The following is a 12,342-nucleotide window of genomic DNA, read 5'->3' as shown; positions in this document are numbered from 1 at the left end:
ATGGTTCGTTCCAAGTCAATTATTGATGTACGGTATGCTGAAACAGATCAAATGGGTGTCGTTCATCATGCTACGTATTTAATCTGGTTTGAGGTAGGTAGAACGGAATTTATTAAAGAACTCGGTTTCAGTTATGCAAAGCTGGAATTAGAAGGAATCTTATCGCCTGTAACCGATATTACGATCAAGTATAAAAGACCCTTCCGTTATGGAGAGCAAGCTGAAGTTCATACTTGGCTGGCCACCTACACTGGAATACGTGCGGTTTATGGCTACGCGATATACAACGAGGAAGGAAGCGTATGTATCGAAGGAACCTCAACACATACGTGTGTGGATAAGGATTCATTCAGACCGATCAATATGAAAAAACGCCTACCAGAATGGCATCGGGTATATTCTGAAATTGTAAAGGGGACATAGTTTGTATGGCGTTCGGTATTACGAAGGATGAACTAGAAAATTGGAAGAGGAATGTAAAGAATAATCGACTTTCTTTTTTGACCCATTATTGGATCGACGAGCGGTTCCCAACTTGTAACTCTGTGACAAAAGCGGGCTGCGGAGATTTAGACGAGCTCATAAGGTGGGGGGAACAACACGGATTACTAACCCAATGGATTGATAACCGCTCAGACTACCCCCACTTTGATCTCTTTGGTGGGCGACAGCTTTCAATCTTGCAAAAAGAAGGACAGTGGGAGCAAATTAAACGGTTCAAGCTCGATAAATAAACAGGGTAGCTTGAGATCACTTTTTCTTTATTGCTTCGTATAGTCATAAGTAATGTCATCATATTTGCGACGGAATTTTATTGATAAATCATAGCCATTAAAGTACCAGAGATCCTTTTCTTCTACGAAAAATGTAATGCCATCTACTTCAACTGACGAACCTGGTTCAAAAGGTGATTCTTTTGCAATCCCAATGGAATAACCGGTTTGGACAGTACTACATCCACCCAATCTGGCAAAAAGTCGAATTGAGTCCCCTTCTATTAATTCCATTTCCTTTTTGAACCAATGAACCGCTGGCTGTGTAATTGTTAACTTCATGTATGAGCCTCCTATTGATTCGGTATTATAGGAAAATTGTATTTATGATTTAATTGGAACTATTTTAAGTTTGCAAGGCGTTGTTAAGTTAACCTTCAGGAAGGATAAATCTCAGCTGAGCACAAGATTTATTTAACCTTATCAACAGATCAATGTCATTGCAACTGTTTGCCATCTATTCGGGTCCTCATATTAATGTGGAAATCATGGTATAGTAGTAATAAAAGCAGCACAAAGATAAAAAAGAAATTGCGGTATGATTACTGTCAGAAGTGGGGGTCAACATGAGAAAACAGAAGAGCATATTATTAGCCATTATTATTATAATTACTACGATTGGTCTTGTTCTTATATTTAATGATCCCAAACCAACTAGTCCTGTAATGGGTCCGATCCTTGACGAACCTGTACAAAAAGAAAAGCAGGATTCAGAAAATAAGTCACCTGACGAATCCAAGGATGATACTAAAGAAAAGCAAGAGGATAACAATAAGAGAGCAGAAGCTGAACCTGTACCGGAAACAGTGATTGAAGACATCCATGTAGTCGGATTGGGTGATTCGCTAACGAAAGGTTCTGGTGATGATACAGAGAAGGGGTACATTCAGCCTGTTTCTCAATACATTCGAGATGTAACAGATGAAGATGTCAGCTTGAAGAACTTTGGAATACACGGGTATCCAAGTGATAAACTTGTGAAGAAAATTGAAACAGAAGAAGTACAGAAGCACCTTAAGGAAGCTGACCATATTTTTATTACTATTGGTGGAAACGACATTCTCAATATTGTTGAATATAACTTTTTTAATTTAAATCTCGATGTGTTTGACGCAGGATTAGAACAATACCGCAAAAACCTCTTTATTATTGTCCAATCGGTGCGAACAATGAACCCAGAAGCCAACATTTACTTAGTTGGTTTGTTTAATCCATTTCACAACTTTTTTCAAGATATTGATGAAGTTGACCAAGTAATTGAAGAATGGAACGAAACGATTAAACTTGTCGCGGAATTAAACGACAATACAAGCTTTATACCGATCGAAGATATTTTTATTGGTGAAGATAGCAAAGAATATTTCTCCTCTGATAAATTGCACCCTAATCAAAACGGGTATTTAAAAATGGCAGAACGAATAGAAGAATATATCGTTTTGTCTGAGGATTAAATGTATTTTTTTTATAGTGCGTGTTCAAAGGAGGATAAAAAGAACTGAATATTTATGAACTTCAACTAAGATCGTCATGTCCTTTGACAATTAAGGAAGATCAACTAAAAACGTTACATCCTGTAACAACATTGATCTGATTCACATCCTGTTAGCCTCTGACTTTTTGAACACCTCTTATAAAAAGAAGGTTATCACACCATAAAGAATACTCGATATCCCTACCGCAATGAGTGCAGCTTTTAATTTAAACCGAGCATATTCGATTACTTGTAAATTGAGAATCCGACTTATAGTATTCGTATCATCGCTTAACGGAGAGGCAAATGCTCCAAATGTTCCGCTTGCAAAAACAGCACCGATGACAAGTGGTAAGGAGACATTAGCGATAGAAGCTATGGAAATTCCTAGCGGCATCAAAATTCCCCATGTACCCCATGCGGATCCAATAAAGTACGATACCGCAGATCCGAATAGAAATAGGATAGGAGGAACGAACAGAGGTGGAATCCAACCTGCATGATCGGTTATGAATGTTGAAAATCCAAGGTCTTCGGTAACAGATGCAAGACCCCAGATAACCGAGAGCAGTAAAATAACAGCCATTAAATTATTCCCGCCAAAAACAAAACTTTCTATTAACATTTTCAACTTGAAACGTTGGACTACGAACAGGATAACGGTTAAAAAGGTTGTAATTAATAGCGCGATAACCATGGCATCTAATACATTTGCCTTAATAAATGCTTGAAAGAAACCAAATCCTTTTTGATGGCCATCCCACCATGTCAATAGAAGTATAAGGCCGATCACTAGGAACAACGGTACGAGTAAATTAAAAGGCTTGGAAGGTAAATCCATGGATACCGCTGGGTCGCAATTATGCCAGTCATCATCATCTTCCTTCTGTGTAGGTGCTTTTTTTTGTTCACCTTCTGATGAGCGGTGAAAGAAACTTAGGTATATTCCCACAAGGAAAATGGTGATGGCAAAAAAGTTAAAAGGTATACTTTGGATGAACAGGCTGTATGCATCACCTTCTAAATTCTGATTGTGCAATCCAAGCTCAACGACCGAAACCATGTAACCAACAAAAGCAGTAGCGATTGGTATGAGAACTATAATCGGAGTTGTAGTAGTTTCAATTACAAAAGCGAGTTCTTTTTTTGTCATGTTCACTCTTTTTAACAGGGCGCGCATAATTGGTCCAATCGTTACGAAACGGAAGCTCGGAGCACTGAATGTTCCAATTGTCGAAACATATGTAAGTAAGATCGCTTCTCTTTTTGTATCGACACGCTCAGACGCTGCCTCAACAAATCCTTTTATTCCACCAGCAACCTTTATCATACCGACAAGTCCCGAAAAAACATAAAGAAAGACGATGATTTTTATATTGTTTTTATCTACGAGTGCAGTAACAAGATAGGATAGCATCGTTTCAATTCCGCCAACAAGTGAAGGATTTATGATATAAGAGCCTACGATTAAGCCGATAAGTATACCAGGTAATACTTGTTTTGTTAAAATGGAAAGTGGAATTACAACAAGAAAAGGTACGATCGAAAGCCAATTTGCATCCATTTTATCACCCCTTGTTAGTCAAGCTTCCAAAATAATACGGACTATTTTGGAGCTGGTACATCTTCATATAGGTTGCGATTAGGAATAAATATTATACTGTCAAATGGAGGGTTACACATGATTTTATTACAGGATAAATTGTTTCAGCGCTCAGAAGTTCATATTGATATCGAAGACCGCGGGTTTCAGTTTGGAGACGGCATTTATGAAGTCATTCGTGTTTATAATGGGAAGTCATTTGGAATGGCTGAACATATGGAACGGCTAGAACGAAGCGCGAAAGAAATCCAAATCCACTTACCATATCCGATCGAGCTATTGGTTGAACGATTAAATGACCTTGTACGAGCGACAAACTTGAAAGACGGGCAAATATATATACAAATTACGCGTGGGGTCTTTGAACGCATGCATCACTTCCCAATTCACCCACAATCTACATTGGTTGCTTACACAAAAGAAACCGTTCGTCCGATTGATAAAATGGAAAACGGTATATCAGCGATAACAACAGAGGATATCCGATGGTTGCGTTGTGACATCAAAAGTTTGAATTTATTAGGGAATGTTCTTTGTAAACAGCAGGCAAAGGAAGCCAATTGTGAAGAAGCTATTCTAATAAGAGGAAATACGGTAACAGAAGGAAGCTCGACCAATGTATTTATTATTAAGGAAGGAACACTTTTTACCCATCCGGCGAATAACTATATTTTAAATGGGATTACACGAAATGAAATTATTCAAATTGCAAAATCGGAATACTTGCCGATAAAAGAAGAAGCGTTCGATAAAGAAATGCTTCTGGATGCCGATGAAGTAATTGTAACCAGCACCACGATGGAAATCACCCCTGTAACAATGATTAATGACCATCAAATAGGTTCTGGAGAACGTGGTCCTATTACAAAAAAACTTCAGATGAAATTTAATGAAAAGGTCGAAGAAGTACAAAACGCTACAAATTGAATCCTTGCATTTCGATGGATACCATGATAATGTAGTGTTCGACACATTAAACCGGTAGCTCGTATTTAAAAAATACGGAGTCAGGCATTTCCGGAAAACGGAAGTGCCTTTTTTAATGATGTATGCTATGGACGGTACTGCATCTACAGATTCTTTCCGCGATCTCGATCTTATAATAAACTTTTGAACAGATGCTTTTGATTAATAAAATGCATGCTTTTACCTTATATAGAAAAACGAAAATGCGGGAAATATATAATTGTGAACGAAAAAGTCTAATAATAAGACAACAACCTCGAAAAGTTTCAATTAGATGCGAATGAACCATGGCGATACCAAAAAAGGAGTTAACAGATTTGACAACATTTAAAGATTTAGGTATTGAAACAAGAACGTTAAAGGCCATTAACGACATGGGATTTGAAGAACCAACACCAATTCAAAAGGATGCAATTCCAGCCGCACTCGAAGGAAAAGATTTAATCGGTCAGGCACAAACAGGTACTGGGAAAACAGCTGCCTTTGGAATTCCGATGATTGAAAATATTGATAAAGAAGTTGGTGGAGCACAAGCCTTAATCGTAACACCAACACGTGAACTTGCGATACAGGTTGCAGAGGAGTTAAACAAGATCGGACACCATAAACGTATCCGTACGTTACCTATCTATGGTGGACAACAGATTCATCTGCAAATTAAAGCGTTAAAAAAGCGGCCGGAAATTTTAGTCGGTACTCCTGGACGTCTTCTCGATCACTTGAAACGTAGAACAATCCGACTGAATGATTTAAAAACGGTTGTACTTGATGAAGCAGACGAAATGCTGAACATGGGATTCATTGACGATATTAAGGAAATCCTTGGTCAAATTCCATCTGAACACCAAACAATGCTTTTCTCAGCGACAATGCCACGTGCGATTAAGAGCCTAGCTGATCAATTTATGAAGAAAGAGCGTGTAATTGTTCAAGTTAAGGCAAATGAAATGACCGTTCAAAAAATCGATCAACGCTATGTTAATGTGCATGAAAAAGAGAAATTTGATGTTCTTTGCCGTCTACTTGACATTCAAGCACCAGAACTTGCTATTGTCTTTGGGCGTACGAAAAAAAGAGTCGATGAAGTATCGGATGCACTTATTAAACGTGGTTATTCTGCTGATGGAATCCATGGTGATCTAACACAACAGAAACGTGACCGCGTTATGAAGAAGTTCAAATCAGGACGCATTGATATTCTTGTGGCTACTGATGTTGCGGCACGTGGAATCGATATTTCTGGAGTAACGCACGTATACAACTTTGACATTCCGCAAGATCCAGAAAGTTATGTCCACAGAATCGGCCGAACAGGACGTGCTGGTCAATCAGGTATGGCAGTTACATTCATGACAGGAAGAGAATTCGATCATTTGAAAACGATTGAAAAAATCACGAAGCGCCGTATGGAGAAAATGGAGATTCCAAGCTCAACTGATGCACTAGAAGGACAACAGCGTATTGCTGCTGACCAATTATCTGAAAGTGTGCATTCGGCTGACTTAACAAATTACCACGCTGTCGCAGACGACCTTTTAAACAACCTTAATGCGAGGGATTTGATTGCAGCTGCGTTAAAGAATTTAACAAAGGAACCGGATAAAACACCAGTTGAAATCACTTCCTTAAAGCCACTTGATTCGAAAAGACGATCATCAAACAACCGTTCTGATAATAAGCGTCGCGGGTCATCTGGACCTCGTGGACAAGGACGACCATATAATCGCTCGAACAATAATCGATCAAACAATCAACAAAAACGTTCACACCGATCTTCCCGCCACCGAGTAAAATAACTCAATAGGTGGAGCGAATGTGGTAAAATCTTATACAAAAAGAAAGAAACTTCCAATTAATTGGAGGTTTCTTTCTTTTTGACAGGACGTTTCTGCTTTTCTTATTCATTATTTGAAGGTTGATCATTATCAGGAATAACTCCCACGCGATCAACCATTTCATCACGTTCAAGTAAATCGCGGATATAACGTTTCTCCTCCTTGGTAATCTGATCTGATACTAAATGATGTCGTTCTAAATCCTCTAAAGCTTCATGCTCTGCATAAAGTGCTTCTCGAACAGCTCGTTCCGTTGATGCTCTTCGAAGTGCTGGTTCTCGATCATAGAGCGCCTCGAGAGCATCATTTAATTCATCCAACTCCTCTTCATATTGCCGTTTCAACTTCTGGAAAACGATAGTTGAAAGTGTTCCTTGTTCCGTCATTTTCAACAACTTTTTTCTCCCTGAATTGTACCGATAAATACGAGCTGAAATTCGATCGTACTGAAGCTGCTCACTTTGCACCGATTTTTCTCCGAGAAGATTAACTAGTGGTTTTATCGTTAATCCCTGAATTACGAGTGAAAAGAATACGACTCCAAATGCAAGCATTAAAATTTCCTCACGGAACGGAAAGTCAATGGGTAAACTAAGTGCAAGTGCCAATGACAACGAGCCTTTCAGACCACCCCAATTAATAATATGCTTCCATTTTGATGGTAACGATCGTACCAAAGATACGGAAGTATAAACAGCCAAACTTCTAGCGAGAAGAACGATCGCTACTGCAATGAGAATTTGAAGCCAATTGACTGTTGAGATAATCCTAGTTATTTCAAGACCGACAAGAAGAAAGACGAGTGAATTTGCGACTAGAGATGCTACATCCCAAAACGTTCGGATACTTAAGGTTGTTGTCGGACTCATACCGATGTTCCGACCATAGTTCCCGAAAATTAACCCTGCAATTACTACGGCTATGACGCCCGAGACATGAAAGGCTTCTGCAATAAAAAATGAACCATAAAATAAAAGCATGGAGAAGACGATCTCCAATGGATAATCATCGTAAAAGGAGGTTAATCTTGAAAAGAAATAGCCAAATGCTCCTCCGACAAGTAATCCTCCAATCACTACTTTAAAAAATTCAGCTAATGCAATGGTGGTTCCTGCTGCTCCAGCATTAATAATCATGTCATATTGATACGCGGCAATTGTAAATAGTACAACGGCAAGTCCATCGTTAATGAGACTTTCACCTTCCATAATGGTCGAAAGTCTCTGGTTGACTCCCAATGTTTTGAATATTGATAAGACACTAATCGGATCAGTCGGAGCCATCAAGGCTGCGAACACAAGTGCAGCTTGTATGGATAGTCCTAAAAACATGGCAGTCATCCAGCCTGCAGTAACAAATGTAATCATTGTTCCAGCAACAGCAAGTAATAGAATTGGAAGCTTGTTTTCTCGTAAATGGGCGTAGGGTAGGTTCAGGGTTGCTTCTCCGAGTAGCGTAGGAAGGAAGATGGAGATAATTGCAAATCGAAAAATTTCATCTTCAGCGAAGAAACTTTTTAGCTCCTCTAATCCTTCATAAGGGAGAATACCAATAATTGCACCAACGATGACCAATGCAATCGGGTACGGTTTATTGAGCTTTTTAGCAATTGCAGTTATCCCGGCAGCGATCGCTAACAATAAAAGCACGAGTTCAAAATGAGTTTCCATAACCTCTCCCTCCTCTATCAATATCATTTGACTGTATCTTTTTCTATCCATATTTTACCCATTAAAGAACTAGACATTCAAATGATAGAGCGTTCGCAATCAAATTATGACAAAGTTCCGCACAGATGTTGTTAATTATGATAAAGTAAAACAAAACGTATAAAAATCAGGTGTGAACATATGGAGATAAAAAAAATAACTCAAATACAAAAGCAAAGGATCCATCGCTTTTATCAAATTTCTAACTTTCTTGTTAAACAAGATTATGGAGATCCTGTATCTCATAAATTCAATGAACTTGCACAAAAAGCGTTCCATGATGATTTGGCGATCGCTTTTTGCGGACATTTCTCAGCTGGGAAATCGAGTATGATTAATGAGCTTATGAATGAAGAGATACTGCCTTCCTCACCGATCCCGACAAGTGCTAATGTTGTAACGATCAAAAGTGGTGAGCCAAGTGTAAAGTTAACGGATCATAACGGTAATGTACAAACTATGGCAGGCGAACTTGATCTGGACTCCATTAAACGAGCATCTAAAAATGGTGCGGATATCCAATCGATCGAGATTCATAAGAAGCATCCTTACTTAGAAAATTCTACTGTAATTATGGATACACCGGGTATCGATTCAGTCGATGATGCTCATAGGGTATCTACTGAATCGATGCTGCATTTAGCAGATGTGATTGTCTATGTAATGGATTACAATCACGTACAGTCCGAATTAAATTTCAATTTCACTAAAAAAATGTACGATTTAGGTAAGGAGCTCGTACTTGTCGTTAACCAAATTGATAAACACGTTGACTCAGAGCTTCCTTTTTCAACCTATCGGAAGTCTATTATTGATTCATTTAAACAATGGGGTGTTCATCCTGTTGAATTCTTTTTCACTTCCATTCGTAACAAAGAGTATCCCAATAATGAACTTGCACAATTAAAGAGTAAACTGGATCAAATTAAAGGTGAAAAAGGGACGTACATTGATCGAACGCTCGCTCAAATATCTACTCAGCTTATTGAGAACTATCTTTCAACTGCGTACCCTTCCATTGAGGAAGTAGAATCCCAATTAAGTGAGTTGGAAACTATTACGAAGGATTGGGAACTCACGAAAGCGAAGAAAGAGGAATTAATTACTGAGTACAAGCGTCAAGAAGAGCATTTTCTACTGTCTTTAAAAACTGGGATTGAAAACGCTCGGATAATTCCTTATGAGATACGGGAACTTGGAAAAGAAGTTCTTGAATCATTAGAAGGAAACTTTAGAACAGGGATATTATTTTCTAGAAGAAAAACAGCTGAAGAGCGTGAATCAAGGATGAATCGTTACATTGATGCGGTCAATAAGAATACTTCGACAGAGTTGGAGTGGCATGTGAAAGAAGAACTGTTCAAGCTGGTCAAAAAACTGGAATTAACAACCCCTGACATCGAGGAACGAATCCATAATTTGTGCTTTCAAGTTAAATCAGAGGACGTACAATCTCTCATCCAGCAAGGTGCAACATTCAATGAGGCCTATATTTTACAGTTTAATAAAGATGTTGAAGATACAATCAAACGAAATTACCGTTTCAATGCATTGGAAATTGTGGAGTCAATTAAAGAGGATTATAATAAAAAACAACGTCCAGCGCGAGTGATACTAGATAATGACCTGTACAGAATTCATGAACAAATCGAAGGCTTTAATCGCATGAATGAGACTGTAGCGTCATTTAAAGCTGAGAAAGAGCAATTGAATCATAAACTTCAAGAGGACGGTACCGAAGAGAATTGGGAGCGAGCCATACAGTGGTGTTCTCAGTTAGACGAACAGCATGAAGAAATGATTGAAATCAATACGTTACAAACAATCCAAGAGAATAGTTGTAATACATTTGTTCATTCACCCTCAAAAAAAGTAGTTGAGAGTGAACCAAACGTACTTACAGAAAGTGATAGATACACAGATGCAAAACGTTTGAATCATGCAGCAGAGTCTTTATCATCTTGGAGGTCGATGGAAGATCTTATTTCGAGGATGCGTCAACAGGCATCCAAAATGAAGAATAGGGAGTTTACAGTTGCTTTATTTGGAGCCTTTAGTGCAGGGAAATCATCATTCGCAAATGCTTGGATGAAGGATGATGTCCTACCTGTCTCCCCAAACCCAACGACAGCAACGATAAACAAGATTATGCCTGTTACAGAAGAGAATGTCCATGGAACAGTGAAAATTCAGTTGAAATCTGAAGACAGTTTGCTAGAAGAACTTCAAGGTTCTTTAAAGCGATTTGGGTATACGTGTTCTACGCTAGAAGAAGCAATAACAATCATTAATAATATTGAAGTCGAACGACCTGATCCCCATCATAGCTTTTTATTAGCTGTTAAAAAGGGCTATGAAGCGATGCGTAATTATCTCGGAAGTACACAGGTTCTAGACCATACGAATTTTGCCGGTTTTGTTTCACAGGAAGAGCGTGCTTGTTTTACAGAATCCGTCGAACTTTATTATGATTGCGAGCTAACTCGTCAAGGGATCACACTTGTTGATACTCCTGGAGCTGATTCAATTAATGCAAGACATACATCCGTTGCGTTTGATTATATAAAAAATGCCGATGCGATTGTATTTGTCACCTATTACAATCATGCTTTTTCTAAAGCTGATCGGGATTTCTTAGTTCAATTAGGCCGTGTAAAAGATACATTTTCAATGGATAAAATGTATTTTGTTATCAATGCGGCAGATCTTGCGGTTAATGGTGAGGAACGACAAGCAGTGAGTGACTATGTTGAAACTCAACTTATTGAATATGGAATACGCCACCCGAGGATGTTTGCAGTATCGAGTAAACAAGCACTTACAGAGCGAAAAGAAAACAAGTCAAGTGATCAATCCCAGTTTAATACGTTTGAACAATCATTTCAGCAAAACACTGTTCAGGGGCGTGATTCTCTCGCTCAAAAACAAGCTCTAGCATTAATGAATCTAGGATTAGAACGAGTAGACGAATGGATCATTCGAGCGCAATCTGGTGAGAAACAACGTGAACAAGAAATCAGCGACCTGAAGTCAGAAAATGATTTGGTTGTTCAATATATTCGAACCTTTTCATTCAAATCGTTCGGGCAATCTACTGAGCAGGAAGTTAAGGAGTTGTTGCACTATGTTGTTCACCGTTTAATGTTGACATTTAATGAGGAGTTCAAAGTCGCCTTTAATCCATCGGTTTTGACAAAGGATATGAAGCGTGAACAACTTACACTCTGTCTAAATGAACTACTCAACGGGATGTCCTTTCAACTAGACCAGGAACTAAGGGCAACTTCGCTACGAATGGAACGATTTATAAACACGATAAGACAACGCTTTTATGAATCTGTAGCAACGTTCTCTTCTGAGCAAAAGAATGGAGTTACTCTCATTTCACCTGAAGAGACTAAATTGAATACACCGGATATCGACTCAGAATGGAGTGGAACGGTTGTAACAGCGCTAACGCCTTTATTAAGAACCTTCAAAAACCCTAAGCAGTTTTTTGAAGGGAATGGAAAGGATCAAATGCAGGATGGTTTATCGAATTCGTTCAAACCTCACTTAGAAGAGCTCGTGGCGGCATATACGAAACAATTTATCGAACATTATTTAAAGGCATTGCGGTCAGAAGGAGAACAGTTACGCCATGCTTTTGAAAATGAAATACAACACTATTATAACGGGCTAATTGAGGCACTTAACTCGTCTGCACAGGTTGATGAATTAATAGATACGAAACGAAAGCTTACTGTATTACTGTCAGAACAAAAGGATGTTACTAGTGAGCGATGAACGATTTCATTGCTGTGCAAGCTGTATTCACTTTAGAACGTATCGAGGTAAGAAACCGATCGAATATCGTTGTCAGCGTCTTGGCTTTCAAACAAGACCTGAATACAAATTCGATTGTTGGAATCCGAAAGAACAAGTGAAAAAATTGATGGAAAAGAAAAAAGGTAAATAGGAAAGAACCAATATGAGGGGGAAAAAA

At 38.5% G+C, this 12,342-nt stretch carries 10 protein-coding genes; 7 read left to right on the top strand and 3 right to left on the bottom strand.

The annotated features are described in order from the left end of the window. Together NON16_RS16280 and NON16_RS16275 are read left to right on the top strand one after the other, a co-directional pair. Complete coding sequence (locus tag NON16_RS16280; protein ID WP_257350477.1) at positions 1 to 423, top strand: acyl-CoA thioesterase; 423 nt, start codon at positions 1 to 3, stop codon at positions 421 to 423. A 5-nt stretch (positions 424 to 428) separates the two neighbouring features. Further along, positions 429 to 734: a hypothetical protein gene (locus tag NON16_RS16275; protein ID WP_257350476.1), complete on the top strand. Its 306-nt coding sequence runs from the start codon at positions 429 to 431 to the stop codon at positions 732 to 734. Positions 735 to 761: 27 nt separating this feature from the next. Here the strand turns inward: NON16_RS16275 and NON16_RS16270 are convergent, their stop codons facing one another. Next, positions 762 to 1,055, bottom strand: a complete 294-nt coding sequence (locus NON16_RS16270) for a HesB/YadR/YfhF family protein (RefSeq protein WP_257350475.1) — start codon at positions 1,053 to 1,055, stop codon at positions 762 to 764. Between the two features lie 284 nt (positions 1,056 to 1,339). Here NON16_RS16270 and NON16_RS16265 point away from each other — a divergent pair, with 284 nt between their 5' ends. Then, positions 1,340 to 2,224: a GDSL-type esterase/lipase family protein gene (locus tag NON16_RS16265; protein ID WP_257350474.1), complete on the top strand. Its 885-nt coding sequence runs from the start codon at positions 1,340 to 1,342 to the stop codon at positions 2,222 to 2,224. A gap of 177 nt (positions 2,225 to 2,401) precedes the next feature. Here the strand turns inward: NON16_RS16265 and NON16_RS16260 are convergent, their stop codons facing one another. Then, positions 2,402 to 3,808, bottom strand: a complete 1,407-nt coding sequence (locus NON16_RS16260) for a Na+/H+ antiporter NhaC family protein (protein WP_257350473.1) — start codon at positions 3,806 to 3,808, stop codon at positions 2,402 to 2,404. 117 nt (positions 3,809 to 3,925) lie between these two features. Here NON16_RS16260 and dat point away from each other — a divergent pair, with 117 nt between their 5' ends. Then, on the top strand, positions 3,926 to 4,774 hold the full coding sequence (dat, locus tag NON16_RS16255; protein ID WP_257350472.1) for a D-amino-acid transaminase: 849 nt from the start codon (positions 3,926 to 3,928) through the stop codon (positions 4,772 to 4,774). Between the two features lie 356 nt (positions 4,775 to 5,130). Continuing rightward, a complete protein-coding gene (gene cshA, locus NON16_RS16250) occupies positions 5,131 to 6,609 on the top strand; it encodes a degradosome RNA helicase CshA (RefSeq protein WP_257350471.1) in 1,479 nt (492 codons plus the stop codon). A 101-nt stretch (positions 6,610 to 6,710) separates the two neighbouring features. On the opposite strand, the gene NON16_RS16245 is transcribed toward cshA, so the two are convergent. Next, positions 6,711 to 8,318 (bottom strand): Na+/H+ antiporter, encoded by a 1,608-nt coding sequence (locus tag NON16_RS16245; RefSeq protein WP_257350470.1) that lies wholly within the window; start codon positions 8,316 to 8,318, stop codon positions 6,711 to 6,713. Positions 8,319 to 8,498: 180 nt separating this feature from the next. On the opposite strand from NON16_RS16245, the gene NON16_RS16240 reads away from it, so the two are divergent. Both NON16_RS16240 and NON16_RS16235 read left to right on the top strand, forming a co-directional pair. Continuing rightward, positions 8,499 to 12,143, top strand: coding sequence for a dynamin family protein (locus NON16_RS16240; protein WP_257350469.1), 3,645 nt, complete (start codon positions 8,499 to 8,501; stop codon positions 12,141 to 12,143). Then, on the top strand, positions 12,133 to 12,315 hold the full coding sequence (locus NON16_RS16235; protein ID WP_372508828.1) for a hypothetical protein: 183 nt from the start codon (positions 12,133 to 12,135) through the stop codon (positions 12,313 to 12,315). Before NON16_RS16240 ends, NON16_RS16235 begins: the two co-directional genes overlap by 11 nt. The last annotated feature ends 27 nt before the right edge of the window (positions 12,316 to 12,342 follow it).

It is taken from the genome of Pseudalkalibacillus decolorationis, from assembly GCF_024609785.1.
Lineage (GTDB): Bacteria > Bacillota > Bacilli > Bacillales > Fictibacillaceae > Pseudalkalibacillus > Pseudalkalibacillus decolorationis.
Note: the sequence above shows the minus strand (reverse complement) of the source record. Positions and strands in the feature narration are given on the sequence as shown.